This window comes from Mycoplana sp. BE70, from assembly GCF_031455855.1.
Lineage (GTDB): Bacteria > Pseudomonadota > Alphaproteobacteria > Rhizobiales > Rhizobiaceae > Mycoplana.
In genome coordinates this window covers 286,862-313,575 of record NZ_JAVDTM010000003.1, presented here as the reverse complement: position 1 = coordinate 313,575, position 26,714 = coordinate 286,862, and the positions used below count along the sequence as shown (strand labels likewise).

25 protein-coding genes are annotated in these 26,714 nt (G+C 64.1%); 17 read left to right on the top strand and 8 right to left on the bottom strand.

The genetic code is table 11. The features are described 5' to 3' along the window. Positions 1-29: 29 nt before the first annotated feature. Entirely contained in the window at positions 30-1,307 is a 1,278-nt protein-coding gene (locus tag J2Y48_RS07680; RefSeq protein ID WP_310415227.1) for a DUF3422 family protein, read from the top strand. 3 nt (positions 1,308-1,310) lie between these two features. On the opposite strand, the gene J2Y48_RS07675 is transcribed toward J2Y48_RS07680, so the two are convergent. After that, entirely contained in the window at positions 1,311-2,222 is a 912-nt protein-coding gene (locus J2Y48_RS07675) for a LysR family transcriptional regulator (protein ID WP_310415224.1), read from the bottom strand. Between the two features lie 108 nt (positions 2,223-2,330). On the opposite strand from J2Y48_RS07675, the gene J2Y48_RS07670 reads away from it, so the two are divergent. From J2Y48_RS07670 to J2Y48_RS07655, 4 genes are all read left to right on the top strand, one after another. After that, positions 2,331-3,767 carry an FAD-linked oxidase C-terminal domain-containing protein gene (locus J2Y48_RS07670; protein ID WP_310415221.1) on the top strand — a complete coding sequence of 479 codons (1,437 nt, stop codon included), beginning with the start codon at positions 2,331-2,333 and terminating at the stop codon, positions 3,765-3,767. After that, positions 3,764-4,969, top strand: coding sequence for an FAD-binding protein (locus tag J2Y48_RS07665; protein ID WP_310415217.1), 1,206 nt, complete (start codon positions 3,764-3,766; stop codon positions 4,967-4,969). Before J2Y48_RS07670 ends, J2Y48_RS07665 begins: the two co-directional genes overlap by 4 nt. A gap of 4 nt (positions 4,970-4,973) precedes the next feature. Next, positions 4,974-6,272 (top strand): glycolate oxidase subunit GlcF, encoded by a 1,299-nt coding sequence (gene glcF / locus J2Y48_RS07660; RefSeq protein ID WP_310415214.1) that lies wholly within the window; start codon positions 4,974-4,976, stop codon positions 6,270-6,272. An 84-nt stretch (positions 6,273-6,356) separates the two neighbouring features. After that, positions 6,357-6,728, top strand: coding sequence for a hypothetical protein (locus tag J2Y48_RS07655; RefSeq protein ID WP_310415211.1), 372 nt, complete (start codon positions 6,357-6,359; stop codon positions 6,726-6,728). A gap of 77 nt (positions 6,729-6,805) precedes the next feature. On the opposite strand, the gene J2Y48_RS07650 is transcribed toward J2Y48_RS07655, so the two are convergent. Beyond that, entirely contained in the window at positions 6,806-7,513 is a 708-nt protein-coding gene (locus J2Y48_RS07650) for a L,D-transpeptidase (RefSeq protein WP_310415207.1), read from the bottom strand. Between the two features lie 202 nt (positions 7,514-7,715). Continuing rightward, the gene (locus J2Y48_RS07645; RefSeq protein ID WP_310415204.1) at positions 7,716-8,450 is read right to left on the bottom strand and encodes a L,D-transpeptidase; all 735 of its coding nucleotides are present in this window, start codon (positions 8,448-8,450) and stop codon (positions 7,716-7,718) included. Positions 8,451-8,701: 251 nt separating this feature from the next. On the opposite strand from J2Y48_RS07645, the gene J2Y48_RS07640 reads away from it, so the two are divergent. Both J2Y48_RS07640 and J2Y48_RS07635 read left to right on the top strand, forming a co-directional pair. Then, complete coding sequence (locus J2Y48_RS07640) at positions 8,702-9,352, top strand: DNA-3-methyladenine glycosylase I (RefSeq protein WP_310415200.1); 651 nt, start codon at positions 8,702-8,704, stop codon at positions 9,350-9,352. A 15-nt stretch (positions 9,353-9,367) separates the two neighbouring features. Beyond that, entirely contained in the window at positions 9,368-9,766 is a 399-nt protein-coding gene (locus tag J2Y48_RS07635) for a hypothetical protein (protein WP_310415195.1), read from the top strand. Positions 9,767-9,822: 56 nt separating this feature from the next. On the opposite strand, the gene J2Y48_RS07630 is transcribed toward J2Y48_RS07635, so the two are convergent. Together J2Y48_RS07630 and J2Y48_RS07625 are read right to left on the bottom strand one after the other, a co-directional pair. Continuing rightward, entirely contained in the window at positions 9,823-10,212 is a 390-nt protein-coding gene (locus J2Y48_RS07630; protein WP_310415192.1) for a DUF305 domain-containing protein, read from the bottom strand. A gap of 60 nt (positions 10,213-10,272) precedes the next feature. Beyond that, positions 10,273-10,692 carry a hypothetical protein gene (locus J2Y48_RS07625; protein WP_310415189.1) on the bottom strand — a complete coding sequence of 140 codons (420 nt, stop codon included), beginning with the start codon at positions 10,690-10,692 and terminating at the stop codon, positions 10,273-10,275. 99 nt (positions 10,693-10,791) lie between these two features. Here J2Y48_RS07625 and hisS point away from each other — a divergent pair, with 99 nt between their 5' ends. From hisS to J2Y48_RS07595, 6 genes are all read left to right on the top strand, one after another. Continuing rightward, complete coding sequence (gene hisS / locus J2Y48_RS07620) at positions 10,792-12,312, top strand: histidine--tRNA ligase (RefSeq protein ID WP_310415186.1); 1,521 nt, start codon at positions 10,792-10,794, stop codon at positions 12,310-12,312. Positions 12,313-12,325: 13 nt separating this feature from the next. Then, complete coding sequence (locus tag J2Y48_RS07615; protein WP_310415184.1) at positions 12,326-13,465, top strand: ATP phosphoribosyltransferase regulatory subunit; 1,140 nt, start codon at positions 12,326-12,328, stop codon at positions 13,463-13,465. Then, positions 13,462-14,157: an ATP phosphoribosyltransferase gene (hisG, locus tag J2Y48_RS07610; RefSeq protein WP_310415181.1), complete on the top strand. Its 696-nt coding sequence runs from the start codon at positions 13,462-13,464 to the stop codon at positions 14,155-14,157. The genes J2Y48_RS07615 and hisG overlap by 4 nt, the downstream gene beginning before the upstream one ends. A 70-nt stretch (positions 14,158-14,227) precedes the next feature. Then, complete coding sequence (locus J2Y48_RS07605) at positions 14,228-14,935, top strand: glutathione binding-like protein (protein WP_310415178.1); 708 nt, start codon at positions 14,228-14,230, stop codon at positions 14,933-14,935. 94 nt (positions 14,936-15,029) lie between these two features. Next, entirely contained in the window at positions 15,030-16,247 is a 1,218-nt protein-coding gene (locus tag J2Y48_RS07600) for an FAD-dependent oxidoreductase (RefSeq protein WP_310415175.1), read from the top strand. Between the two features lie 181 nt (positions 16,248-16,428). After that, a complete protein-coding gene (locus J2Y48_RS07595) occupies positions 16,429-19,209 on the top strand; it encodes an EAL domain-containing protein (RefSeq protein ID WP_310415173.1) in 2,781 nt (926 codons plus the stop codon). Positions 19,210-19,260: 51 nt separating this feature from the next. Here J2Y48_RS07595 and J2Y48_RS07590 read toward each other — a convergent pair whose 3' ends face one another. From J2Y48_RS07590 to groES, 3 genes are all read right to left on the bottom strand, one after another. Next, positions 19,261-19,707: a hypothetical protein gene (locus J2Y48_RS07590; RefSeq protein WP_310415170.1), complete on the bottom strand. Its 447-nt coding sequence runs from the start codon at positions 19,705-19,707 to the stop codon at positions 19,261-19,263. A 455-nt stretch (positions 19,708-20,162) separates the two neighbouring features. Further along, a complete protein-coding gene (groL, locus tag J2Y48_RS07585) occupies positions 20,163-21,803 on the bottom strand; it encodes a chaperonin GroEL (protein WP_310415167.1) in 1,641 nt (546 codons plus the stop codon). Positions 21,804-21,877: 74 nt separating this feature from the next. Beyond that, entirely contained in the window at positions 21,878-22,174 is a 297-nt protein-coding gene (gene groES, locus J2Y48_RS07580) for a co-chaperone GroES (RefSeq protein WP_097135412.1), read from the bottom strand. 270 nt (positions 22,175-22,444) lie between these two features. Between groES and J2Y48_RS07575 the strand changes: the two genes are divergently transcribed. The 4 genes from J2Y48_RS07575 to J2Y48_RS07560 all read left to right on the top strand — a co-directional run bounded on the left by J2Y48_RS07575 (position 22,445) and on the right by J2Y48_RS07560 (position 26,592). Next, on the top strand, positions 22,445-23,284 hold the full coding sequence (locus J2Y48_RS07575; protein WP_310415160.1) for a sulfurtransferase/chromate resistance protein: 840 nt from the start codon (positions 22,445-22,447) through the stop codon (positions 23,282-23,284). After that, the gene (chrA, locus tag J2Y48_RS07570) at positions 23,277-24,656 is read left to right on the top strand and encodes a chromate efflux transporter (RefSeq protein WP_310415155.1); all 1,380 of its coding nucleotides are present in this window, start codon (positions 23,277-23,279) and stop codon (positions 24,654-24,656) included. The genes J2Y48_RS07575 and chrA overlap by 8 nt, the downstream gene beginning before the upstream one ends. Before the next feature lie 89 nt (positions 24,657-24,745). Then, positions 24,746-25,594 (top strand): TIGR01459 family HAD-type hydrolase, encoded by an 849-nt coding sequence (locus J2Y48_RS07565; protein ID WP_310415152.1) that lies wholly within the window; start codon positions 24,746-24,748, stop codon positions 25,592-25,594. Between the two features lie 17 nt (positions 25,595-25,611). Then, positions 25,612-26,592: a bifunctional riboflavin kinase/FAD synthetase gene (locus tag J2Y48_RS07560; RefSeq protein WP_310415150.1), complete on the top strand. Its 981-nt coding sequence runs from the start codon at positions 25,612-25,614 to the stop codon at positions 26,590-26,592. Positions 26,593-26,714: the final 122 nt, after the last annotated feature.

Below are 26,714 nucleotides of genomic sequence, written 5' to 3'. Positions count from 1 at the left end.
AAATGCATCACGAGGGGGACGATGCAGGCATGACCAATGGAAGCTTTGCCTTTCCGACCGCTGCGGCCCGGGCGCAGGCGCTCGGGGAGATACACGCCAGGCCCTACGCGCTGGTGCCGTCGCCGCGCGTCATTTTTCAGCTCGCGTTCCTGACCGAGGGTGGCACCGGCGTCGATCACGCGGTGCTTTCCGACCTCTCCCGTACGCGCGGGATTTCGCCGCCGGCGCGCGACGCCAGCCACCATGCGATGAGTTGGGGGCAGGGGACGCTGCGTTGGGAGCGTCATACCGAGTTCTCGACCTATTTCTGGGACTGCCCGGTGCCGGAGAAGTTTGGCGACGTCGTTCCCGTCCACCCGTTCGGCGACAGTTTTTCGCCGCCGGGTACGCTGATCTCCGGCGTCCGCCTGGAGATCCGCCCGGACACGCCGCAGACGCGGGACGCGATCGGCAATTTCGACCCGACAAGCCTTTGCTACAGCGAGGTCAAGGACGGGCAGGCGGTCATCCTCACCGACTTCCGACAGAACGGCGACGGGCTGACGCAGATCCTCGTGATCGACCGCGGCATGACCGAAGCCGGGCGCGGCGCACTGGTGCAGCGCCTGCTCGACATCGAGACCTACCGGACGCTGGCGATGATGGGGCTGCCGCTCGCCCAGTCGCTGTCGCCGGAGATCCGCCGCATCGAGGACGGTTTGACGGCTGTGACGCAGCGCATGAAACAGCATGCCCGCGACGAGGCCGATCAGATGCTGTCCGAGATCACGCGCCTTGCCGCCGAACTCGAGGCCAACGCCGCGCTTAGCCTCTATCGCTTCGGCGCCAGCCGTGCCTACTACGGCATCGTGCAGGAGCGCATCCGGACGCTGGCGGAGACGGCCATTCCCGGCTACGAGACGCTCGGCTTCTTCCTGGAGCGGCGGCTGGCGCCGGCCATGCGCACCTGCCAGTCCGTCGAGGAGCGGCAGGCGAACCTGTCGCGCAAGCTCGCACGCGCGACAGCGCTCCTGCGCAGTTGGATCGACGTGGAACTGGAGCAATTGAACACCGGCCTGCTCAATTCGATGGACCGGCGCGCCAAGCTGCAACTCCGCCTGCAGCAGACCGTCGAAGGATTGTCGGTCGCGGCGATCTCCTACTATGTCGTCGGCCTGTTCGGCTATCTCGCCAAGGCCGCGAACGGCCTCGGGCTGCCGATCAAGCCGGAAACGCTGACCGGTCTCTCCGTACCGGTCGTCGTCCTTGGCATGTGGCTGCTGGTGCGGGCGATCCGACGTCGGCACGCCGAAGAGGACGCGCACTGACGATCAGCCAGGCAACTGACCATGCTCCCAGTAGGGTGTCGGCCCATAGAGGTCGGCGAGGTAGTCGATAAAGACGCGAACCTTGGCCGGAAGGAACTGGCGGCTGGCGTAGATCGCCGAGAGCACGACGTTGCGCGAACCTTCATACTGCGGCAGCACCTGCACCAGCCGACCGTCCCGCAATTCCGGGCCGATGTCCCAGGTCGAGCGCAGCGCGATTCCCATGCCGGCGATCACCGCCTCGCGCACGACCTCGCTCGAATTGGTGATCAGCGTGCCCTGCGGTCGATAGGCCACTGCACCCTCCGGCCCCTCCAGCCGCCAGACATCCTGGTTGTGCGGCGGCAGGCAGATGTGTTGCGCCAGGTCGGCGATTGCAGCCGGCGCGCCGCGGCGCTTGAGATAGGCAGGCGAAGCGGTGAGCACACGCCGCACCGGGGCGAGGCGGCGGGCCACCAGCGAAGAATCCTCCAATTCACCGATGCGGATCGCCAGGTCGAACGCCTCCCCGACGATGTCGGAGAAATCATCCGTCAGCACGAGATTGACGGTCAATTCCGGATTGGCCTCCATGAAGGGCATCAGGTGGGGCGCGATGTGCAGCCGCCCAAAGGAGGTCGGGGCGGAGATCCGCAAGACGCCGCGCATGGCACCGGCACGGCCGGACACAAAGGCTTCCGCCTCCTCGATGCCGGCGAGGATGCCGAGGATGCGCGCGTGGAAGCCTTGCCCGGCTTCCGTCAGCGAGATCTGCCGGGTCGTGCGCTGCAAGAGCCGCGTGCCGAGCCGCTCCTCCAGGCGCTTGATGCGCTTTGAGACGACGGCGGGCGAGAGCCCGAGCGCCCGGCCGGCGGCGGACATGCTGCCGGTCGTGACCACGCGCGAGAAAATTTCCAGATCGCCCAGGTTCGTCATAAATGATATCCATTTTCGTCCTAGCGGAAAAAATGCTTAGCATTTGCCTGCCTTCCGGCAAAGTGGTAAACAAAAAATACCATTTTGCCCGATTTGGAGATCTCAAATATGGAGCAGATCGGCTTTCTGCCGCCGAAGTCCGCGGTGTTGTCGCGGCGGAGCGAGATCGTCGAAGACCTTCTGGATCTGTTGCCGGAGGGGTGCCTGGTGCATGAGCCGCGTGCGCTCGTGCCCTTCGAGACCGACGCCTTCGTCTCCTATCGTCGCGTGCCGCTGGCCGTGGCGCTGCCGGAGACGACCGCTCAGGTCGCCGCCGTCCTGAAATACTGCCATCGCTACGGCATTCCCGTCGTTCCGCGCGGCGCGGGGACATCGTTGTCGGGCGGCGCGATCCCGCAGGAAGACGCCGTCGTCCTGGGGCTTTCCAAGATGTCGCGCATCCTGGAGGTCGACTATGCGAACCGCACCGCCACCGTCCAGGCCGGGGTGACCAACCTTGCCATTTCCGACGCCGTCTCCGCCGACGGCTATTTCTATGCACCGGATCCGAGCTCGCAACTCGCCTGCACGATCGGCGGCAACATCGGAATGAACTCCGGCGGCGCGCATTGCCTGAAATACGGCGTCACGACCAACAATCTGCTTGGCGTGAAGATGGTGCTGGTCGACGGCACGGTGATCGAGCTTGGCGGCAAGGCGCTGGACGCGCCGGGCCTTGACCTGCTCGGCCTCCTCTGCGGCTCCGAGGGCCAACTTGGTGTCGTCACCGAGGCGACGGTGCGGCTGATCGCCAAGCCCGAGGGGGCCCGGCCGGTTCTGTTCGGCTTTGACAGTTCCGAGGAGGCCGGCGCCTGTGTCGCCGACATCATCGGCGCGGGCATCATCCCGGTCGCAATCGAATTCATGGACAAGCCGGCGATCGAGATCTGCGAGGCCTTTGCCCAGGCCGGATACCCGATGGACGTCGAGGCGCTTTTGATCGTCGAGGTCGAGGGCTCCGAGGCGGAGATGGACGGCATGCTGGAGAGCATCATCACGATTGCCCGCCGCCATGGCGTCAAGGTCGTCAAGGAAAGCCAGTCGGCCACGCAGGCGGCACTGATCTGGAAAGGCCGCAAGTCCGCCTTCGGCGCGACGGGCCGGATCGCCGACTATATCTGCATGGACGGCACCGTGCCGCTCAGCCAGTTGTCGAACGTGCTGCGCGGCACCGCCGAGATCGTCGCTCGCCACGGGCTGCGCGTCGCCAACGTCTTCCACGCCGGCGACGGCAACATGCATCCGCTCATCCTTTTCAATGCCAACGACCCCGAGGATGCGGCCCGCGCGGAGGCAGCCGGAAACGAGATCCTCAAGCTCTGCGTCGACGCCGGCGGCTGCCTCACCGGCGAGCACGGTGTCGGCATCGAGAAGCGCGACCTGATGCGCCACCAGTACAGCGAGGCCGACCTGGTCCAGCAGATGGGCGTGCGTGCAGCCTTCGATCCGCAGTGGATCCTCAATCCCTCGAAAGTCTTCCCGCTGGAGGGGCGACCAGCCGCATGACCATGATTCATGATCCCTTGTCCGAGGAGGCCGCCTCCCGGATCATCCGCGCTGCCTCGGCTTCGTCCGCGACGCTAGAAATCCGCGGTGGCGGAACGCGCACGCTTTTGCCCGGCCCCGCGGGCCGGGACGTGCTGTCGTCGGCCGGTCTCTCCGGCATCGTCGCCTACAATCCGGCCGAGATGACCATGACCGCGAAATCCGGGACACCGCTCGACGAGGTCGCCGCGGCCCTTGCCGAAAGGCGGCAGATGCTGTCCTTCGAGCCGCTCGACCTGCGGCCGGTGCTCGGCACGGGCGGAATTCCGACGATCGGCGGGGTTTTTGCGACCAATGCCTCCGGTCCGCGCCGCTTCGTCGCCGGCGCGGCGCGCGACAGCCTTCTCGGTGTCCGCTTCGTCAATGGCACCGGCGAGGTCGTCAAGGCGGGCGGGCGTGTGATGAAGAACGTCACCGGCCTGGACCTGACGAAGCTGCTCGCGGGCTCGCGCGGCACGCTCGCCTTCCTGACGGAGGTGACGTTCCGGTTGCTGCCGGTTCCGGAAACGGCGGCCACGATCGTCGTCTCCGGCCTGAACGATGCGGAGGCCGCAGCCGCAATGGCGACGGCGATGTCGATGTCGGTGGAAGTCTCCGGCGCGGCACACCTTCCCGAAAGCGTCTGCGGACGGTTCGTTGGCGGCCGTCTGCCGGACGGGGCGGCGACGGTGCTGCGGCTCGAGGGCCTGGCCGCCTCCGTCGCGGTGCGCGCCGAAAAGCTGCAGGCGGCGTTGGCGTCGTTCGGCGCGATCTCGTCCCTGAGCGCCGAAGAGACAGCTCTGCTCTGGCGCGAGATCCGTGACGTCCACCCCTATGCCGACGGCACCGCCCGCCCGCTGTGGCGCGTCTCCGTCGCGCCGACGGCAGGCCACCAGCTTGTCGCAGCTCTTCGTCTCGAAACGGGCGTCGATGCCTATTTCGACTGGCAGGGTGGCTTGGTGTGGCTGCGCATGGAGGCCGATCCCGAGGCGGAACTGGTGCGCCGCTACATCAAGGCGCTCGGCGGCGGGCACGCTACGCTGATGCGCGCCGCGCCGACAGTGCTGGCAGCGACGTCTGTCTTGCAGCCGCAAGCCGAAGCGATCGAGCTCTTGAGCGCGCGGATCAAGGAAAAGTTCGATCCGGCGGGGATCTTCTCCGGCGCATCTGCAGGCGAGGCGTAGGACGATGCAGACCAATTTCACCGCCGAGCAGCTTGCCGATCCGCATGTCGCGACATCCGAGACGATCTTGCGCAAGTGCGTCCATTGCGGCTTCTGCACCGCCACCTGTCCGACCTACGTGACGCTCGGCAACGAGCTCGACAGCCCGCGCGGTCGCATCTACCTGATCAAGGACATGCTGGAGAACGGCCGGCCGGCCGACGAGCAGGTCGTGACCCACATCGACCGCTGCCTGTCGTGTCTCTCCTGCATGACCACCTGCCCCTCCGGCGTCGACTACATGCATCTGGTCGACCACGCCCGCATGCACATCGAAAACACCTATCGGCGCCCGTTCTGGGATAGGCTGACCCGCAACCTGCTCGCGGCTGTGCTGCCCTATCCGCGGCGCTTTCGGCTGGCGCTGCGCGCCGCCGCTCTCGGCCGACCGTTCGCCGGCGTTTTCAAGCGGGTGAAGGGGCTGGAGCCCTTCGCTGCCATGCTGGCCCTGGCGCCCCGGCATGTGCCAAAGCCGTCGCCGAGCGCCCGGCCCGGCACGCATCCGGCCACAGGAGCGAAACGCGGTCGGGTCGCGATCCTGTCCGGCTGCGCGCAGCCGGTGCTGAAGCCAGAGATTAACGACGCGACGATCCGGCTTCTGACGCGCCTCGGCGTCGAGGTCGTGGCGCCGGCCGGCGAGGTCTGCTGCGGTTCGCTCGTGCATCACATGGGCCGGGAGGAGCAGGCGCTCGAGGCGGCCAGACGCAATGTCGACGTCTGGCTGCGCGAGGTCGAGCACGGCGGGTTGGACGCGATCATCATCACGGCGTCCGGCTGCGGCACGACCATCAAGGACTACGGCTTCATGCTGAGACTTGATCCGGCCTATGCGGAAAAGGCGGCGCGCGTCTCGGTGCTCGCCAAGGATGTGACGGAGTACCTCGCCACCCTCGACCTGCCGCAGCAGGAGACGAAACGTGTCACTGTCACCTATCATTCCGCCTGCTCGATGCAGCACGGCCAGAAAATCACCACGCTGCCGAAGACGCTCTTGAAGAACGCGGGCTTCATCGTGCGCGATCCGGCGGAAGGACACCTGTGCTGCGGCTCCGCCGGCACCTACAACATCATGCAGCCGGAGATCTCCGAGAAGCTGAAGGCGCGCAAGGTGAAGAACCTGGAGGCGACGAAGCCGGACGTGATCGCCACCGGCAACATCGGCTGCATCACCCAGATCGCCACGGGCACCGAGGTGCCGATCCTGCATACGGTCGAACTGCTGGACTGGGCCTATGGCGGGGTAAAGCCGGCGGGGCTGGCATAGGCGGTCGGAGGTGTGTCTCGGTTCCGCACTCCTGCGTGGGGAGCGAAGACACTCACCTTCCCGTGGCATTTGTTGGAGTTTCTCATGCGTTTACCCAGTCTTGTCTTTCTCGCGAGCCTGGCCTCGACGGCCACCGCCCACGTGACCGGCGGCTTTGGCTACGCTGTTGACGACGACAATCTGAAGCTCGAGGTCGAAAGCGCATTCGGCCACGGCAACGGCGCGCCCCTCCTGAATTTCCGCGGCCAGTTCACCCTCCCGCCGGCGATCGCGCCGAAGGGGCTGGAACGGGTGGCGCTCGACCGCGCCAACCTTCCGCAGGAAATCGTGATCATGACGAAGGCGGGTGATGACGACATCGCCTACGTTGGCGAATACGAAATGCGACTGTTCGCTGCTGCCGGCGAAGGGGAGGCGACCGAGAGACGGGGTAAGGTGAGTTGTTCGGTCGGCTGACGCCGGACCACTCGCTCGTATGAAGACGGCGCTCAGCCGGCAGGCGGCGCGCCGTAAACTGGTCGGCTCTGCCCGGCTCAGCCGCCGAAGCTGCCGAAGATCGTCCGCAGCACGTCGACGCCGCGGTCGTCGTAGCTGACCTTGCCCTGCTTGTTGCCGGGGCCGACGACGACCACCTTTGCGCCCAGGTTAGCGCGCTCGTAAAGATGCTCGACGTCCTTGTTCATCATGCGGATGCAGCCGGACGACATGTTGAGGCCGATCGACCAGGGCTCGTTGGTGCCATGGATGCGGAACGCCGTGTCGTTGCCGGCCTTGCTGTAGAGATAGAGCGCGCGGGCGCCGAGCGGGTTGTTGATGCCGCCCTCCATGTAGGGGGGCAGGATCCGGCCCTTCTTGCGCTCGCGGATGACCATCTCCGGCGGCGGCGTCCAGCCCGGCCACTCGGCCTTGCGGCCGACCTTGACGACGCCCGACCAGCCGAATCCCTCGCGCCCGACGCCGATGCCGTAGCGGATCGCCCGGTTCTTGCTTTCGACGAGATAGAGGAACTTGTTGTTGGTATCGACGATGATCGTGCCCGGGGGTTCGTCCGTCACCAGGCGCACCATGCGTCGATGGTACTTTTGCGCGACCGGTTTTTGTTGCGCCACCCTGACGATGTCGGTGGACGCCACATCCGGCATACCGGCCGATCCAGCGGTGAAGGCGTTCGCGGATGCGGCCGGCAGGGCGGATGCGAGCGCGACGCCCGCCGCCAGCAGCATGTGCACGAGTTTCGTCATGTGGATTCCCTCTCGCTCCCGAAGTGCCGCGGAAGCTAGCGAAGTTTCGTCGCATTTCAAGCGGTCAAGCGTATGGTAAGGAACCTGTTAAGCCAATGGGGTGTCAGTAACGCCGTGACTGTTGCGCAGGGCACACAGCAAAACGGCGGCATGATTGCTGCCGCCGCCGAGCTTTCAACCCTTGATGCTTGCGCGGATGCGCTCAGATCACGATGACCTTGGTGCCGACATTGACGCGCTCGTAGAGGTCGACCACGTCTTCGTTCCGCATGCGGATGCAGCCGGAGGAGACCCCGTAGCCGATCGTCCAGGGGGCATTGGTTCCGTGGATGCGGTAGAGTGTCGAGCCGAGATACATGGCGCGTGAACCGAGCGGGTTGGCGGGGCCGCCCTCCATGAAGTCGGGCAGGTAGTGGCCCTTGGCGGCCTCGCGCGCGATCATTTCCTTTGGCGGCGTCCAGCTCGGCCATTCCCTCTTGGCCGTAACCTTGTGCGTGCCTGCCCATTCGAAGCCGGGCTTGCCGACGCCGACGCCGTAGCGCCGGGCCTTGCCGCCATCGAGAACCAGGTAGAGGAAGCGATTGTTGGTGTCGATGATGATCGTACCGGCCTTGTGGGTGCTTTCGTAGTCGACGATCTGCGGCAGGTACATCGGATCGATCTGGCGCGTGGCCGGCTGCCCGCCGTTCACCGCGGCAAGCTGCACGCCGGCTGTGTTCGGATGCACGAACCGCTTTTGCTGTGCCGACTGGCGCGTGTCGGTCCTGCGCGTTGTTACGGCCGGCCGGATACCCTGTCCGGTCAGTTGCATCACCCAGGGAGCGGTCAGGTCGGGGCTGACGACCACCGGCGGCCGGGTGGCGTAGCGGTCGCTCGCCTCAGCCACCGGAATGGCGCAAAGAAGGCTTGCGGAAAGCAGAAGGGAATTTTTCAACATCGGGCGTACTCTCAACCTTTCGCCGGACATGATGATGCCGTCACCCGGATGGGCGGCGGCATGTCGAACGCAAATGGGCGCCGTCTTGGCGCATCGTTCGCGATGGTCGCACCGGGCCGGAAGCGAAAGGTAAATTCCCGTTCGTTAAATGGCACCGGAACCATGAAACCTTCGGGTAGGGTTATTGCCGCCTTTCCGAATCTGGTTGATGAATGGTAAAGCGGAACAAAGCAGAAACGCGGAGAGCGAATATGACCGAGAAGGGGATTGTCACGGGCGAGGACGGCCGGCAGCGTTGCGCCTGGCACGGCAACCTGGACGACTACCGCCGCTATCACGATGCCGAATGGGGGCGTCCCGTCACCGATGACGTCCGACTGTTCGAGAAGATCTGTCTCGAAGGCTTCCAGTCCGGCCTCTCCTGGCTGACGATCCTGCGCAAGCGCGAGAATTTCCGCGCCGCCTTCGCCGACTTCGACTTCGACCGGGTGGCCGCCTTCGGTGATGAGGACATCGCCCGCTGCCTTGCTGATACGGGCATCGTGCGCCACCGCGGCAAGATCGTCTCCACCATCAATAACGCCCGCCGGGCGCAGGACATGCGCGCGGAATTCGGCTCGCTGGCGGGCTATTTCTGGAGCCACGAGCCGCCGGCCGGGGAACGGCCAGCCGTCATGGACTATGAGACGCTGATCGCCAATCCGAGCACGCCGACTTCCGTGCGGATCTCGAAGGATCTGAAGAAGCGCGGCTGGACCTTCGTCGGACCGACCACCGTCTATGCGTTCATGCAGGCGATGGGGCTGGTCAACGATCATCTCCCGGGTTGCTACTGCCAACCGGAGGTCGAGCGCCTCCGCCAGGAAATGAAAAGGCCAGCCGGGGTCGCTGCCTTGAGCTAGGAAACCGCGCGGCCGATGGCAGTTCCGGATAATCCTGTGGGGAGAATGTTGTCGATTCAACCGAGTTTGTCGGCTCGCGTGTATTTTCTGGCGAATCATGTATCGTTCCGGTTGCGGGGCGATCAGATCAACCGGGAAGTTTTTGCGTTTCCAGCCTGGGTGCACCGTTCAGGGCTGAATGATTTGGCCAGCGGGGAAGTCATGACGCAAAACGGAAATGCACTTGAAGTTTGGGCCTGTAACAAGGCCCAGGAAATCGTTCTGCGCGAGGGGTTCGACCTGATCCGCTCGGCAAGGACCGGCAGCAGCATTGAAATCCGGCAGCACAGCCTGACGCTGGCCAAGGCAATTGCCGCTTCGCTGCTCGAAGCTTCGGCTGCGACCGAAAAGCAGTTTACGTCCGCGGGTGAATAGCCGGCCGCGCTGGGATCGAGCCCGGCGGCAGCTTCGCCGGGCTCGTCGCTTAACGGTTACTTGGCGTTCTTTTCCAGCCAGGCCTTCATCATTGCGATTTCGCCTTCCTGGGCCGTGATCACCTCTTCGGCCAATTGACGCATGGCCGGATCCTTGCCGTATTCGAGCTCGATCCTGGCCATGTCGATTGCGCCCTGGTGGTGGGCGATCATGCCGCGGGCGAAGTCGACGTCGGCATTGCCGCTGAACTCGATATCCATTCCGGCGTGCATCTTGGCATTGGCCTCGGCGAAGGCTTGGCTTGAGGGTCCGTTGTCCCCCTTCGGCTCTCCCATCTGCATGGTGCTGCCGTCCATCATCTGATGGGTGGAGTGGTCCTGCGCAACAGCGGGGGACGCGAGAAGCAGCGCCAGGGCGACGCCCGGTGCGAAGTGTCTGATGTTCATTTTGAAAGTGTCCTATCTGAATTGTATGTCTGCGGGGCAGCGCCCCGTGTGGCAAGGTCTTCAGAAGGCTCGGCTTCGGGGTGGCGGTTCCAGTGGCAGGACGTATCCGCCAGCCAGCGTGTCGCTAATCGCGATGGGGCGGGCGTGGGGAGTGAGCGGCGGCGCGACCTGCTCCGCCTCGGCCACAACGGCGAAACAGGCCGAGCACAGCAGCGGGTGGACCGCCTGGTGCTTCTGGTCACCTTGATGCTCGTGCTTGGAGCCGGTCCGATGATCGGCGTGTTCGGTTGCCACCGCGGCCGCATGCAGCGACGCAGCCATCGCGGGCGTCCAGCGGCCAGGAGGGCGGCAACAAAGGTCAGGATCACGAACAATCTTCTCACGTCGCTGATGTAGGACGGCAATCTGGACGTGAAAAGTCCCGATCAGCCTTTTTTGCTTCTGCAGGTTTCGCGTGCGGCCACCGGCCACTTTCATCACGCCGTTTGGGGCTCCCGCAACTGCGGTCGCCCTTGCCGCACCCGGCCCAATCCGCTAGGGAAGCCTCCAAAAGCGATATCAGCATTTTTGGGCGCCCCGATGAGCGAAAAGCAGAAGAAACCGCAGAAACTGAAGGCGCGCCTGCCGCGCGGCTTCGTCGACCGTTCCGCCGCCGATATTCGCGCGGTCGAAGAGATGACGGCGAAGATCCGCGAGGTCTACGAGCGCTACGGCTTCGACCCGGTCGAGACGCCTCTGTTCGAGTACACCGATGCGCTCGGCAAGTTTTTGCCCGACAGCGACCGCCCGAACGAGGGCGTGTTCTCGCTGCAGGACGATGACGACCAGTGGATGTCGCTGCGTTATGACCTGACCGCGCCGCTCGCCCGCCATGTGGCGGAGAATTTCAACGAGATCCAGCTGCCCTATCGCACCTACCGCGCCGGCTACGTTTTCCGCAACGAGAAGCCGGGACCGGGGCGTTTCCGCCAGTTCATGCAGTTCGATGCCGACACCGTCGGCACCGCTGGCGTCCAGGCCGACGCCGAGATGTGCATGATGATGGCCGACACGATGGAGGCGCTCGGCATCAAGCGCGGCGACTACGTCATCCGTGTCAACAACCGCAAGGTTCTCGATGGGGTGATGGAAGCGATCGGCCTCGGCGGCGACGACAAAGCCAATGCCCGCCTGACCGTGCTGCGCGCCATCGACAAGCTCGACAAGTTTGGCCCCGAGGGCGTGCGCCTGCTGCTCGGCGAGGGGCGCAAGGACGAGAGCGGCGATTTCACCAAGGGTGCCGGGCTCGGTGCCGAGCAGATCGAGAAGGTTCTCTTCTTCGTCGGCATCAAGGACTATGCCGAGAGTGCGGACGATCTGGCTGCAATCGTCGCTGGAACCGCTAAGGGACCGGAAGGGGTCGAAGAACTCAATCAGATCGGCCACCTGGTGACGTCCGCCGGCTACGAGCCTGACCGCATCAAGATCGATCCCTCGGTCGTGCGCGGCCTTGAGTACTACACCGGCCCCGTCTTCGAGGCGGAACTGCAATTCGCGGTCACCAACGAGAAGGGCGAGAAGGTTGTGTTCGGCTCGGTCGGCGGCGGCGGCCGCTACGACGGGCTCGTCTCGCGCTTCATGGGCCAGCCGGTGCCGGCGACGGGCTTCTCGATCGGCGTCTCGCGCCTGATGACGGCGCTGAAGAACCTTGGCAAGCTAGGCGCGGACGAGGTGGTAGCGCCGGTGCTCGTCACCGTCATGGATGGCGACACCGAGAGCATGGGCCGCTATCAGCGCTTCACCCAGGCGCTGCGGGCTGCCGGCGTCCGCGCCGAGATGTACCAGGGCAACTGGAAGAAGTTCGGCAACCAGCTGAAATATGCCGACCGCCGCGGCTGCCCGATCGCCATCATCCAGGGCGGTGACGAGCGCGCGCTCGGCGTTGTGCAGATCAAGGACCTGATTGAAGGCAAGCGGCTTGCCGGCGATATCGAGGACAACGTCACCTGGCGCGAGGCGCGCGTGGCGCAGGTCGTGGTTTCGGAAGAAGACATGATCCAGCGCGTGCGCGAGATCCTGGCCCATCAGGCCGACGATCGGAGCCGGGCGGGCAGGGGCTGAGGGAAGGCGTGCCATGCCGCTGATCAATCTTCCTGCCTTCGCCCCCGACATGCTCGCCGAATTCGCAAGCCTTGGCACGGAGCGCGTCGACACGCCGGTGATCCAGCCGGCCGAACCGTTCCTCGACATGGCCGGTGAGGATCTGCGCCGGCGCATCTTCATGACCGAGAGCGAGACCGGGCAGAGCCTTTGCCTGCGACCGGAATTCACGATCCCCGTCTGCCTGCGTCATATCGAGACCGCAACCGGGACGCCGAGACGCTACGCCTATCTTGGCGAGGTGTTCCGCCAGCGGCGCGAGGGTGCGAATGAGTTTTATCAGGCCGGCATCGAGGATCTCGGCGAGGGCGACGTCGCCCGCGCTGACGCGCGTGCCGTCCATGACGCGCTGATCGTGCTCGGCAACCGGCTGCCTGGGCGCAGGTTCAATGTCGTGCTTGGCGACCAGAGCGTCTTCGAGGCGGTCGTGGCCGCGTGCGGGCTGCCGTCGGGCTGGCAGAAGCGCCTGATCCATGCCTTCGGCAATCAGGATCGGTTGCGCAAGCTCTTGGCGGAGCTGTCACAGCCCGCCGCCAAGGGGGTGTTCGGCCCGGAGGTGGAACGTCTGGCGAGCCTTGGTCTGCTTGAGGAGGAGGCGACGCTCGCCCGCCACCTCGACGAGACGATGCAGGCGACCGGCTACTCGACCAACGCCAGCCGCAGCCCGGTTGATATTGCCCGGCGGCTTCGCGAGAAGATGACGCTGGCAAGTACCCGTCTCGACGCCGGCACGCTGGACACCCTGCGTGCATTTCTCGCCATCGAAACACCGTTTGCGGACGCGCCCAAGGCGCTTTTCGATTTTGCCCGTACGGCCGGCCTTGCCATCGACGAGGCGTTGTCGCGTTTTGACGCCCGTGCAAAGGCGCTGGTGGAGGCGGGCGTCGATCCCGCTTCGATCACCTACCGAAGCGCGTTCGGCCGTCCGCTCGACTACTACACCGGCCTCGTCTTCGAGATCACCGCGAACGGCAATCCTGCGGTGCTGGCCGGCGGCGGCCGCTTCGACCGGCTGATGACGCTGCTCGGGGCGACGACGCGCATCCCGGCCGTCGGCTTTTCGCTTTGGCTCGACCGCATCGAACAGGCGATTTCGGAAGGTGTCTCCGCATGACCATCACAATCGCGCTGCCTTCGAAGGGCCGCATGAAGGAGGACGCCTCGGAGATCTTTTCCAGGGCGGGCTTCACGATCGCCTCGGTCGGCAACGACCGCTCGTATCGCGGGCGCGTCGAGGGCCGAGACGACATCGAGATCGCCTTCCTCTCGGCCTCGGAAATCTCCCGCGAGATCGGCAACGGCTCGATCGATTTCGGCGTCACCGGCGAGGATCTGGTGCGCGAGGGGCTGGCTGAGGCCGACGCCCGCGTCGAGTTCTGTGCCCGCCTCGGCTTCGGCCATGCGGACGTCGTCGTCGCAGTGCCGGAAATCTGGCTCGACGTCGACACCATGGCCGATCTCGGCGACGTCGCCGCCGATTTCCGCGCCCGTCATGGCCGCCGTCTGACGATCGCGACAAAATACTGGCGGCTGACGCAGCAGTTCTTTTCCGGCAACCACGGCATCCAGCTCTATCGTATCGTTGAGAGCCTCGGCGCCACTGAAGGCGCGCCGGCCTCCGGCTCGGCCGACATTATCGTTGACATCACCTCGACCGGCTCGACGCTCACGGCCAACCACCTGAAAATCCTGTCCGACGGCGTGATCCTGAAGTCCGAGGCATGCCTCGTGCGCGCCCGCAAGCAGGAGCATGAGACAAATCCGGCGGTGGCGGAGATTATCCAGGCGGTCCGCACGGCCCTTTGATCGGAAGGGGCTGGTGGCGGCAAGGCTGCCATTCTATGTAGGGTGCTCCGACTAAAACGAGGAGTTGTCCGTGGCCGATCTTTCCGCCTTCCCGATCACCAAGAAGTGGCCTGCAAAGAACCCCGACATCATCCAGCTCTATTCGCTGCCGACACCGAACGGCGTGAAGATTTCGATTGCGCTGGAGGAGCTTGGCCTGCCCTATGAGGCACATCGCGTCGATTTCGGCGCCAACGAGCAGAAATCTCCGGAGTTCGAATCCCTCAATCCGAACGGCCGCATTCCTGCGCTGATCGATCCGAACGGCCCCGACGGCAAGCCGATCGGTCTCTTCGAGTCCGGAGCGATCCTCTACTACCTCGCCGAAAAGACCGGCAAGCTGATCCCCGCCGACGCGGCGGGCCGCTATGAGACGCTGTGCTGGGTGATGTTCCAGATGGGCGGCGTCGGACCGATGTTCGGCCAGTTCGGTCATTTCTACAAATATGCCGCCGAAAAGGTCGCCAACAATTCCTATCCGATGGAGCGCTATCGCGATGAGGCCAAGCGCCTGCTCGGCGTCATGGAAGGCCGGCTGAAGAACCGGCAGTGGATCATGGGTGACACCTACACGATCGCCGACATCGCGCTGTTCCCGTGGGTGCGCGGCGCGGATGTGTTCTACGGCGGCCGAAACGTGATCGGCTACGACGATTTTCCCGCCGTGATGGACTGGTTGGAGCGCTGCCTTGCCCGTCCGGCGTCGGGCAGGGGCATCGACATCCCCACCAAAGAGTGACGCAAAGGCGCGATCGGGCGGCGCGGCCACGCGTTGACGCCGCCGGTCTCTGCGCGCTACCTCTGACGAAACGCAAGGACGCAGGAACAGCATCGTGACCGGAAGATTGGTAGTCGTGGGCGGCGGTCAGGCCGCGTTTGCCTTGGTCGCAAAACTGCGCGCGCTGAAGGACATGCGCCCGATCACGATCGTCGGCGCCGAAGCAAGCCTGCCTTACCAGCGCCCGCCGCTTTCCAAGAAATACCTCCTCGGCGAGGCCGACCTCAGTCGCCTGCAGTTCCGCCCCGAAGCCTGGTACCCTGAAAACGATGTTGAGATCAGGCTTTCGACCGAAGCGGTCTCGATCGACCGGGCCGCAAAAACTGTCACGCTTTCCGACGGAGCCAGGCTCGATTACGAGTACCTGGCCCTTGCGACGGGTGCGACCCCCCGCCGTCTTCCTGCTGAGATCGGCGGCGACCTGAAGGGCGTCTACACGGTGCGTGATTTTCTCGATGCCGACCGGCTCGGGCTTGAGATGACCGAGGGGCGCAAGGCGCTGGTCGTCGGCGGCGGCTATATCGGGCTGGAGGCGGCCGCGGTCGCCCGGGGCCGGGGGCTCGACGTCACCGTCATCGAGATGGCCGACCGCATCCTCCAGCGCGTCGCCTCGCCGGCGACCGCGACGATCCTCAAGGCAATCCACATCGCTCGCGGCGTCGATGTCCGCGAGAAGACCGGGCTTGCCCGGCTCCTTGGCGAGGACGGCCGCGTCACCGGGGCAGAGCTTTCGGATGGGACGGTTCTTCCCGCCGACGTCGTCATCGTCGGGATCGGCATCGCGCCGAATGATCGGCTGGCGCGCGACGCCGGCCTGGAGGTCTCGAACGGCATTGTCGTCGACGCGTTTGCCCGCACCTCCGACCCGGCGATCTTCGCGATGGGCGACTGCGCAGTCCTACCCTTCGAGGGCAGGATGGTACGGTTGGAATCCGTGCAGAACGCTGTCGATCAGGCCGAGGCCGCCGCCGCTGTCATCGCCGGCGGCGATGAACCCTACGTGCCAAAGCCCTGGTTCTGGTCGGATCAGTATGACGTGAAGCTGCAGATTGCCGGCTTCTGCATGGGCTATGACGACACGCTCGTCCGGCCGGGCCAGCGCGAGGGCAGCGTGTCCGTCTGGTATTTCCGCGAAGGCCGGTTCATCGCCGTCGATGCGGTCAACGACGCCAAGGCCTATGTGGTCGGCAAGAAGCTGCTGGAACTCGGACGCAGCCCGGATCGGACGCAGCTCGAAGATCCCGCCTTGGATCTGAAGACGCTGACACTTTAATCGGCCGGCGGGCTACTTGCATCTGAAGACAAAGCAGTCCTGGCCGGGCGTGTGCCGTTTTGCGTTCGTTAAGCATCACGCCGCATAGGGCTGCACAGATCCGCCCTTCACGGCCGGGTTCATCCAATCTTCAGCATTCTGCGGCTGAGTGCGGCTCCGTGCCCATTCTACCGGATTTGTCATGCTCCGCATCCTCACCTGCCTCACCGTAGAGCACGATCTGCGGTTGGTTCTACTCGCTGCCTTGATTTGCTTCTTGTCCTGCTATGTCGCGGTGTCGCTGATCCAGCGGGCGAGATCGGCCTCGGCAAAGGCACGGCTGCTGTGGCTCGGCGCGGCGGGTGTCGCGAGCGGGTTCGGCATCTGGGCAACGCACTTCATCGCCATGCTCGCCTACGATCCCGGCGTCGTCATCGGCTACGGTCTGGAGCTGACGCTCGCCTCGCTGATCGTCGCCATCGCCGTGACGACGATCGGCGCCGCTGTTGCGACCTATGTCGCCGGCCCGGTCGCCGCAGCCTCCGGCGGGCTCATCGTTGCTGCCGGCGTCGCCAGCATGCACTATCTCGGCATGTCTGCGCTCGAACTGCCCGGAGAGATCGTCTGGGACCACGCGCTGGTTGCCGCATCTCTTGCCGGCGGCGCTTTGTTCTGCGGGTTGTCCCTGGTGCTCTGCATGCGCCGCGGAGGGGCGACGGCATCGCGCCTTGGCGCGACCTGCTTCATGGCGCTTGGGGTCGTGTCGCTGCATTTCGTCGCGATGGCGGCCGTCACCGTGATGCCCGGGCCGATGCATGTCAACGACAGCGCGGTGCTGTCTCCTGCACTGATGGCGCCTTTGATCGCGGTCGTTGCATTCTCCTTGCTTTTCACCGGCCTGACGGCTGCGATCTTCGCACGACAGACCGAGACGGCGCTCAACGATGGTCTGCGCCAGTTCGCGCTGCTGGTTCAGGGCGTTTCCGACTATGCGATCTACATGCTCGATCCGAAGGGCGTCGTCACCAACTGGAACGCGGGGGCGGAACGCAACAAGGGATACAAGGCCCACGAAATCGTCGGCCAGCATTTTTCGCTGTTTTATAACGAGGCCGATCGCGAGGTAGGCCTTCCGGAAGAGGCGCTGAGGATCGCTCGCGCGGAAGGCAAGCACGAAGCCGAGGGACGCCGTTATCGAAAGGATGGAACCCATTTCTGGGCACATATCGTCATCGATGCGATCCACGACAATGACGGCACGCTGATCGGCTACGCCAAGATCACCAAGGACGTCACCAAGGAAAAGGCGGATGCCGACCGCATCGCCGAGGTCAGCAAGAACCTCGACCTGGCTTTGGAAAACATGTCACAGGGCCTGTGCCTGTACGATCGCGACGAGCGGCTCGTGTTCTCCAACAAGCGTTTCGCCGAGCTGTTCGATTTTCCCGGCAAGCGCGTAAGAGCCGGTCTCACCTTCCGGGAACTGATCGACCGTGCGCTGGCGGACAGCTATCGGATGCCGGAAATCTGGCTGCCGAAGGCCTCGGAACTCTATGCGCGGCATCGTGCAATCATCCAGCAGAGCGGCGCGGTCGTGGAGAAGCTTACGAATGGCGTGTCCGTCCAGATCCGATACCGGGTCCTTCCCGATGGTGGCTGGGTGGTGACCTATGAGGACATTTCAGAGCGCTTGCGCAACGAGGAACAGATCGCTTTCATGGCGCGGCATGACGGCCTGACGGGGCTGCCGAACCGCGCGAATTTCAACGACAGTCTCGCCGCTGCCGTCGACCACGCCGACCGCTACTCCGGCAAGGTCGCCGCAATCGGCATCGACCTCGACAAGTTCAAGGAAATCAACGACACTCGCGGCCATTCCGCAGGCGATCAGGTGCTGATCACGCTGTCGCAGCGCATGCAGGCCTGCCTCGAGCCCGACGAAAAGATCGCCCGCTTCGGTGGTGACGAGTTCGCCGCCTCCAAACGCTTCGACGACATTGCCGATCTCAACGATTTCATTGCGCGCCTGGAGGTTTGCTTCCAGGAGGACATCGTTATCGACGGGTACGAAATCAAGCCGGCCGCGAGCCTCGGCGTTGCCATTTATCCGCAGGACGCCAGCGACCTTGAAGCGCTTCTCAACAACGCAGACCTGGCCATGTACCGGGCCAAGGACGCGCTGATGGAGACAGTTTGTTTCTATGAGGTCTCCATGGACGAGGCCGCGCGAAGCCGCCGCCTTATCGCCAAGGATCTCTGGCTTGCGATCGAGCGCAACGAGCTTCAACTGCACTATCAGGTCCAGAAGGCGGTCGATTCCGGATCCATCACCGGTTATGAAGTGCTGCTGCGCTGGCACAACGCCGAGAGAGGCACGATTGCGCCATCGGATTTCATTCCAATTGCCGAAGAGTGTGGAGCGATCATCCCGCTTGGCGAGTGGGTGCTACGCGAGGCTTGCAAGGAGGCCGCGAGCTGGGAGAAGCCGCACAAGATCGCCGTCAACCTTTCCCCCGTTCAGCTCGGCCATGCCGACGTGGCAGCTCTGGTGCATCGCGTTCTGATCGAGACGGGTCTTTCACCTGAGCGGCTCGAGCTGGAAATCACGGAATCGACCATCATCGGCGACAAGCAGCGCGCCCTCCACACGCTGCGCCAGATCAAGGCGCTCGGCGTCACCATCGCGATCGACGATTTCGGAACCGGCTATTCGTCCCTGGAAACGCTCCGTTCGTTTCCGTTCGACAAGATCAAGTTGGACCGCAGCTTCATGAACGAGGTGGAGGAAAGCCCGCAGGCAAAGGCGATCCTCCGCGCGATCGTGGCGCTCGGGCAGACCTTGGAGGTGCCTGTGCTCGCCGAAGGCGTCGAGACCAGGGACCAACTCGATATCCTCCGCTCCGAAGGATGCGCGGAAGCGCAGGGATACTATCTCGGTCGGCCGCAGCCGATGACCGGCACGAGTGAAACGAGGGCCGCCTGAGACCGCGGCGACCCTGCGGTCGCCAGCCACGGGTTGTCAGGCTGTCTTCTATCACTGCGACATGAAGCAGTGGCCGGTGCGATCGAGCTGGAAGCGGGGAAAAAAGAAGACGCCGATGATCGTGCCCGCATAACGCTGCTCGAGGCCAGTCGATTCGCCGATGCAGAAGACCGGCTGGCGTGGCGCGCCCGTCGTGTTGATCGTCGTCGAAAAACAGAAGCTCGAGGATGCCGTCGCCGCTTGCTCGAACAGTTCGAGAACGCGGTTGCGATCCTGCGGCTCATAGCGGCGCACGAGGTTGAGAAGGCCGCAATTGCGTTGATCCAGCCCGTGCATGCGCGCGGCTTTGTCACCCAGGCGAAAGAGGCCATTCGACAGGTCGCCCGTCCAGCGCTCGGTGATACAGTATTGTGTCAGGAGCTCATTGTCCGAGGCATCGAAAGACACGGAGCCGGGCACGAATGGCGAGACGAAGGCGGACTTGGCAATCTTGAACACATCTAACCCCAGCCGGCAGGCCCGGCTCGACCACGATGCCGCCTGTTAGCTGCGGCGCAAGCAAACTGATTGTCTCGGTGAAGGTACGGGCTTCAGCCGATTGAAATATACTCCGCGACACCCTTCCGGTTCTCGGAAAGAGGCCTGTGAACGGTTGGCGCCGGTGGACCACGATCCGGCCGGCAATTCCACTATGATTGGTCGTTCTATGATTTCAACGGGCAGTTTGGTTGCACGGTTAACGTGCCATGGCTCCGTGTCATTGTGCCGATTGCCTCCCTCGCCAGTCTATCGCTCGCTTCAGGTGCGTCTATACTGCTAATTTTGCAATCGGCAACAACTGGAAACTAAAATAGTCCAGTATCCGCAAGTTAATTCGGTTCATGACTGACAAACGTCAACAAAAAGGGCGGCCCGAAGACCGCCCTCCTGTATGTCATTAGACTTTCGTCTAATTACATCATTCCGTCCATGCCCATGCCGCCCATGCCGCCCGGCATGCCGCCGGCAGCTTCCTTCTTCGGGAGCTCGGCGATCATGGCTTCGGTGGTGACGAGCAGGCCGGCAACCGAAGCTGCGTCCTGCAGAGCGGTGCGGACGACCTTGACCGGGTCGACGATGCCCATGGCGATCATGTCGCCGAACTCGCCGGTCTGGGCGTTGTAGCCGAAGTTGTCGCTCTTTTCGTCGAGGATCTTGCCGACGACGATCGAAGCTTCGTCACCAGCGTTCTCGGCGATCTGACGGGCCGGAGCCTGCAGGGCGCGGCGAACGATGTTGACACCGGCTTCCTGGTCGGCGTTCTCGCCCTTGACCTTGAGCTGGGCGGAGGCGCGCAGCAGAGCGACGCCGCCGCCCGGTACGATGCCTTCCTGAACGGCAGCGCGGGTCGCGTTGAGCGCGTCGTCGATGCGGTCCTTCTTTTCCTTCACTTCGATTTCCGTCGAACCGCCGACGCGGATCACGGCAACGCCGCCGGCGAGCTTTGCAAGGCGTTCCTGCAGCTTCTCGCGGTCGTAGTCCGAAGTGGTTTCTTCGATCTGGGCCTTGATCTGAGCGACGCGGCCTTCGATTTCAGCCTTCTGGCCGGCACCGTCGACGATCGTGGTGTTTTCCTTGGAGATCGAGACTTTCTTCGCACGGCCGAGCATTTCGAGCGTGACGTTTTCGAGCTTGATGCCGAGGTCTTCGGAGATCACCGTGCCGCCCGTGAGGATGGCGATGTCTTCGAGCATGGCCTTGCGGCGGTCGCCGAAGCCAGGAGCCTTGACGGCAGCGATCTTCAGGCCGCCACGCAGCTTGTTGACGACGAGCGTTGCAAGAGCTTCGCCTTCGACGTCTTCAGCGATGATGACGAGCGGCTTGCCGGTCTGGACGACGGCTTCGAGAACCGGGAGCATCGCCTGCAGGTTCGACAGCTTCTTCTCGTGCAGGAGAACGTAGGCGTCTTCCAGGTCGGCGACCATCTTTTCCGGGTTGGTGACGAAGTAGGGCGACAGGTAGCCTCGGTCGAACTGCATGCCTTCGACGACTTCGAGTTCGGTTTCGGCGGTCTTGGCTTCTTCAACCGTGATGACGCCTTCGTTGCCGACCTTCTGCATGGCTTCAGCGATATCGAGACCGATCTGCTTTTCGCCGTTTGCCGAGATCGTGCCGACCTGTGCAACTTCTTCCGAAGTGTTGATCTTCTTGGCCTTGGCCTGGAGGTCCTTGACGACTTCCTTGACTGCGAGGTCGATGCCGCGCTTCAGGTCCATCGGGTTCATGCCGGCAGCAACGGCCTTGGCGCCTTCGCGGACGATGGCCTGGGCCAGAACGGTTGCGGTGGTGGTGCCGTCACCGGCGATGTCGTTGGTCTTCGAAGCGACTTCGCGGACCATCTGGGCGCCCATGTTCTCGAACTTGTCTTCCAGTTCGATTTCCTTGGCAACGGAAACGCCGTCCTTGGTGATGCGCGGAGCGCCGAACGACTTGTCGATGATGACGTTGCGACCCTTCGGGCCGAGCGTGACCTTCACTGCGTCAGCGAGAATGTCGACGCCACGCAGCATCTTTTCGCGCGCGGTGCGGCCGAACTTGATTTCTTTGGCTGCCATTTTCAAAACTCCTGGTTTCGAAATGCCGGTGGTCCCGGCTTGAATTTACAGAAACGTTCGTGGGGAACCGGCGATCAGCCGATGATGCCCATGATGTCGGCTTCCTTCATGATCAGAAGGTCTTCGCCGTTGAGCTTGACTTCGGTGCCCGACCACTTGCCGAACAGGACGCGGTCGCCGACCTTAACGTCAAGAGCGACGATCTTGCCGCTTTCGTCACGGGCGCCCGAACCGACGGCGACGATTTCGCCTTCCTGCGGCTTTTCCTTGGCAGTATCCGGAATGATGATGCCGCCCTTGGTCTTTTCCTCGGACTCGACGCGACGTACGACGACGCGGTCGTGGAGCGGACGGAAGTTGGTGCTTGCCATTGTCTAATCCCTCGATCAAATGACATGTCCCGGATCGGGAACCGACCCGGTGGATTTGTGTTAGCACTCGCCATAGATGAGTGCTAGCCTGACCGAGATAGGCTCGGGTCCGGATCGAGTCAAGAATTGGCCACCAAAAAAGTTGGCCCCCGTGGATCCGATTGACTTAATTGCCGGGATTATGTTTAACGGTGCCATGGGGTTTGCGAATGCCCCACGAGGCGCCATGCCAAATTTCGCGTCCTTTATAGCACTATCGAGGGACGTATCATGGCTTCCTACAATGCAATCTCTCCCGAAAAACTCGTGAGGCTGATCGGTACGCCGAAAGCGCCGATCATCATTGATGTTCGCGATGACGACGATTTCGCCACCGCTCCCTACCTGCTGCCGACGGCGATACGCCAGGGCCATTCCGATGTCGAGGCCTGGGCCTCGACGCCGGCCTACCGCGACCGCGGCGTGGTCGTTGCCTGCCAGAAGGGGCTGAAGCTCAGCGAAGGCGTTGCCGCCTTGCTGCGCCTTGCCGGCGCACAGGCGGAAATCCTCGAAGGCGGTTTCGCCGCATGGCAAGCGGCTGCCCTGCCGCTTGTTCCAGTCAGGAGCCTGCCACAGGGCAGGACGGCCGGCGGCACGCTCTGGGTCACGCGATCCCGCCCGAAGATCGACCGGATCGCTTGCCCTTGGCTGATCCGGCGGTTCGTCGACCCCGCGGCAAAATTCCTTTTCGTCTCGCCGTCGGAGGTGGAGGCGGTGGCCGCGCGCTTCGGGGCAACGCCCTTCGATATCGAGGGTGTGTTCTGGAGCCATCGCGGCGAGCTTTGCAGTTTCGACGTGTTTGTGGAGGAGTTCGGGCTTGCCTTCCCCGCCCTGAAGCACGTGGCGCGGATCGTGCGGGGCGCCGATACCAACCGACCGGATCTCGAGCCGCAGGCATCGGGCCTGCTTGCGATTTCGCTCGGCCTGTCGCGCATGTATGCCGACGATCTCGAACAGTTGGAAGCCGGCATGCTGATCTATGACGCGCTCTATCGGTGGGCGCGCGATGCCGCCGACGAGATGCATGACTGGGTCTCGCACACGCCCCGCAAGAGGGACGGCCGTGAATAAGCCCATTCTGTCTGGCGGTGCCGATCTGTCGCCGCCGCCGCATCCCTCCTTCCGCGAAGCGCTCGGCGTATGGATGAAGATCGGTCTCCTGAGTTTCGGCGGTCCGGCCGGCCAGATCGCGTTGATGCACAAGGAACTGGTCGACGAGCGCCGCTGGATCTCGGAGAGCCGGTTCCTGCATGCCCTGAACTACTGCATGCTGCTGCCGGGTCCGGAGGCGCAGCAGCTTGCCACCTATGTCGGCTGGCTGCTGCACGGCACGCGCGGCGGTATCGTGGCGGGAACGCTGTTCGTGCTGCCGGGCTTCCTCGTCATCTGTGCGCTGTCGGCCGCCTATGCGGTCTTCCAGCGAACCGACTGGCTGCAGAACCTTTTCTTCGGCCTGAAGGCAGCGGTGCTGGCGATCGTGCTCGAGGCGCTGGTGCGGGTGGCAAGCCGCGCACTGAAGACCCCGTTCATGCGCCTGTTGGCGGCGCTTGCCTTCGTTTGCCTGTTCGTCCTTGCACTGCCCTTTCCGCTGGTCATCGCTGCGGCAGGCATTTGTGGCTACCTTGTCGCGCGAACCGCGCCGGGTCTCCTGCAGCCGCCGGCCGGTCATAAGGCACACGCAGTCGACAAGCCTTCCGTGATTGGCGATGCGTTCCCCGACCGGCAGCGCGGCATCGGCGCAACGCTCGGTATCGTCGTTGCCGGCGCCGTTCTTTGGGCCGCACCCTTTGCTCTTCTGCCGCTGCTTCCCGCCGGACCGGGTGCGTTTGTCGCCATCGGCGTCTTCTTCTCCAAAATGGCGGTCGTCACCTTCGGCGGCGCCTATGCGGTGCTCGCCTATGTCGCCCAGCAGGCGGTCGAGACCTATCACTGGCTGAAGCCGGGCGAGATGCTGGATGGATTGGCGCTGGCGGAGACGACGCCGGGGCCGCTGGTTCTCGTCCTCTCCTTTGTCGGCTTTCTCGCCGCCTTCCGGGATACGGCGGGGCTCGATCCGCTCGCAGCCGGCCTGCTGGGCGCATTCCTCACCACCTGGGTCACCTTCGTTCCCTGCTTTCTCTGGATCTTCCTTGGCGCTCCCTATGTCGAGCGCCTGCGTGCCAACGCTGCCCTGTCCGGCGCGCTGGCGGCGATCTCGGCCGCCGTCGTCGGTGTCATCCTCAATCTGGCCGTCTGGTTCGGCCTGCACGTGCTCTTTCGCGAAGTCGGCGCGTTGCGGCTTGGCCCGATCTCGATGGCGCTGCCGGAACCGGCCTCGCTCGATGCGCTCTCGCTCCTGTTGACGGTCGCAGCGGCCGTGATGCTGTTCCGCCTGCGCCTCGGCATCGTCTACACGCTGCTCGTCTGCGCGGTGGCGGGGTTTGCGCTCAACGCGCTCATTTAGTCGCGGCAGCGGCAAAATTGTCGGCAGGGCCTTGTTTTCTCGATCCGGCTTTGCGATGTCAGCCGGGCTTATCAGGATCGGGAAACAGCATGGCCAAGCGCATTCAGTCCTTCCGCGAGATCACGGACCAGTACGACGTCGTGCTCTGTGACGTCTGGGGCGTGCTGCACAACGGTGTGGAAGCCTTCGCGCAGGCCTCGGAGGCGCTGGCGGAGGCGCGCGCCGCCGGGCTGACCGTCGTGCTGATCACCAATTCGCCGCGCCCCCGGCCCGGCGTGCAAGTGCAGATCCGCGGCCTTGGCGTTCTGGACGAGGCCTATGACCGCATCGTCACCTCCGGCGACGTGACCCGCTCGCTGATCGCCGCCGGTCCGGAAAAGATCTATTTCATCGGTGCCCGCAAGGACGAGGTGCTGCTCGAGGGGCTTGGCGTGAAGGCCGTCTCGGCGGAGGAAGCCGGCATTGTCGTCTGCGCGGGGCTGCGCAACGACGAGAAGGAAACGGCGGACGATTATCGCGCCGAGCTGGAGAAGCTCGCGGCCCGTCATCTGCCTTTCATCTGTGCCAACCCCGATCTGGTCGTGGAGCGCGGTCACCGGCTGATCCCCTGCGCCGGTGCGCTCGCCAAGCTCTACGGAGAGATGGGTGGAAGCACGCTGATCGCCGGCAAGCCGCATCGACCGATTTACGAGAAGTCGCTGGAGGAGGCGCGCGACGTGCGGGACGGGTTCGACCTTTCCCGCGTGATCGCGATCGGCGACGGCATGCCGACCGACGTGCGCGGCGCTGAAGCCTTCGGCCTCGATGTGCTCTATATTTCCGGCGGCATTCACGCCAAGGAGTACGTCAAGGACGGCGTGACCGACGAAGCGAGGCTGGAAGCGTTCCTGGCGCGCGAACAGGCGGCGCCGAAATGGTGGATGCCACGATTGCAGTGATTGGACGACGAGGCCGTATGACCGTATTCCATCGCAACGAAACCAAGGAGCCGCTGCCCGAGCATCTGCGCGCGGGCGTGATTGCGATCGGCAATTTTGATGGCGTTCATCGCGGTCATCAGTCCGTCTTGCAGCGGGCGCTGGACATTGCGAAAGCGCGTGGCGTGCCGGCGCTGGTCCTCACCTTCGAGCCGCATCCGCGCACGGTCTTTCGCCCCGATCAGCCCGTCTTCCGCCTGACGCCGGCGCACCTGAAGGCGCGGATCCTGGAGGGGATGGGGTTCTCGGCGGTGATCGAATATCCCTTCAACCGGCAGTTTTCGCAGACCGCGGCAGCAGACTTCGTCCGTCAGGTGCTGATGGACTGGCTGCACGCCAGTCATGTCGTCACCGGCTTCGACTTCCATTTTGGCAGGGGCCGGGAGGGCGGTCCGGCCTTCCTGATGGCGGCCGGGGAAGAAAACGGCTTCGGCGTGACTCTGGTGGACGCTTACCGCGACGAAAATGCCGAGGTGATTTCGTCGAGCCGTATCCGCGAACTGCTTGCCAAGGGCGACGTGGCCGAGGCCGCGGGCCTGCTCGGCTACCACTACACCGTCGAAACCGAGGTGATCGGCGGCAAGCAGCTCGGCCGGACGCTCGGCTTTCCGACCGCGAACATGCAGCTTCCGCCCGAAGTGGAACTGCGCACCGGCATTTATGCGGTTCGTTTTCGCCGCGCCGATGGTACGCTGTTCGACGGCGTTGCCAGCTTCGGTCGCCGCCCGACCGTGGACAGCAACGGCGCGCCGCTGCTCGAGACCTTCGTCTTCGAGTTTTCCGGCGACCTCTATGGCGAGACCTGTACGGTTTCCTTCTTCGAACACCTGCGCGACGAGCTGAAGTTCGACGGTCTCGACGCGCTGGTCGTGCAGATGAAGCGCGACGAGGAGGAGGCAAGGGCGCTCCTTTCCGGCGTGCGCCCCCTCGGCGAAATCGACCGGCTGCTCTGTTGCTAAAGAAGAAAACGCGCGCGGCCGCGCCACCGCACCTTTTCAACTGGCCGAAAACGCCGTAATACCGCGCGTCATGATGTTCTACCGGCTGACCATCGACCTGCGAATTAGTGGCCCGGCCTTCC

Bases quoted from the DNA above. Each gene is read 5' to 3' on its own strand.
- J2Y48_RS07680 (WP_310415227.1), top strand. From the start codon at position 30: ATGACCAATGGAAGCTTTGCCTTTCCGACCGCTGCGGCCCGGGCGCAG.
- J2Y48_RS07675 (WP_310415224.1), bottom strand. From the start codon at position 2,222: ATGACGAACCTGGGCGATCTGGAAATTTTCTCGCGCGTGGTCACGACC.
- J2Y48_RS07670 (WP_310415221.1), top strand. From the start codon at position 2,331: ATGGAGCAGATCGGCTTTCTGCCGCCGAAGTCCGCGGTGTTGTCGCGG.
- J2Y48_RS07665 (WP_310415217.1), top strand. From the start codon at position 3,764: ATGACCATGATTCATGATCCCTTGTCCGAGGAGGCCGCCTCCCGGATC.
- glcF (WP_310415214.1), top strand. From the start codon at position 4,974: ATGCAGACCAATTTCACCGCCGAGCAGCTTGCCGATCCGCATGTCGCG.
- J2Y48_RS07655 (WP_310415211.1), top strand. From the start codon at position 6,357: ATGCGTTTACCCAGTCTTGTCTTTCTCGCGAGCCTGGCCTCGACGGCC.
- J2Y48_RS07650 (WP_310415207.1), bottom strand. From the start codon at position 7,513: ATGACGAAACTCGTGCACATGCTGCTGGCGGCGGGCGTCGCGCTCGCA.
- J2Y48_RS07645 (WP_310415204.1), bottom strand. From the start codon at position 8,450: ATGTTGAAAAATTCCCTTCTGCTTTCCGCAAGCCTTCTTTGCGCCATT.
- J2Y48_RS07640 (WP_310415200.1), top strand. From the start codon at position 8,702: ATGACCGAGAAGGGGATTGTCACGGGCGAGGACGGCCGGCAGCGTTGC.
- J2Y48_RS07635 (WP_310415195.1), top strand. From the start codon at position 9,368: ATGGCAGTTCCGGATAATCCTGTGGGGAGAATGTTGTCGATTCAACCG.
- J2Y48_RS07630 (WP_310415192.1), bottom strand. From the start codon at position 10,212: ATGAACATCAGACACTTCGCACCGGGCGTCGCCCTGGCGCTGCTTCTC.
- hisS (WP_310415186.1), top strand. From the start codon at position 10,792: ATGAGCGAAAAGCAGAAGAAACCGCAGAAACTGAAGGCGCGCCTGCCG.
- J2Y48_RS07615 (WP_310415184.1), top strand. From the start codon at position 12,326: ATGCCGCTGATCAATCTTCCTGCCTTCGCCCCCGACATGCTCGCCGAA.
- hisG (WP_310415181.1), top strand. From the start codon at position 13,462: ATGACCATCACAATCGCGCTGCCTTCGAAGGGCCGCATGAAGGAGGAC.
- J2Y48_RS07595 (WP_310415173.1), top strand. From the start codon at position 16,429: ATGCTCCGCATCCTCACCTGCCTCACCGTAGAGCACGATCTGCGGTTG.
- groL (WP_310415167.1), bottom strand. From the start codon at position 21,803: ATGGCAGCCAAAGAAATCAAGTTCGGCCGCACCGCGCGCGAAAAGATG.
- groES (WP_097135412.1), bottom strand. From the start codon at position 22,174: ATGGCAAGCACCAACTTCCGTCCGCTCCACGACCGCGTCGTCGTACGT.
- J2Y48_RS07575 (WP_310415160.1), top strand. From the start codon at position 22,445: ATGGCTTCCTACAATGCAATCTCTCCCGAAAAACTCGTGAGGCTGATC.
- J2Y48_RS07565 (WP_310415152.1), top strand. From the start codon at position 24,746: ATGGCCAAGCGCATTCAGTCCTTCCGCGAGATCACGGACCAGTACGAC.
- J2Y48_RS07560 (WP_310415150.1), top strand. From the start codon at position 25,612: ATGACCGTATTCCATCGCAACGAAACCAAGGAGCCGCTGCCCGAGCAT.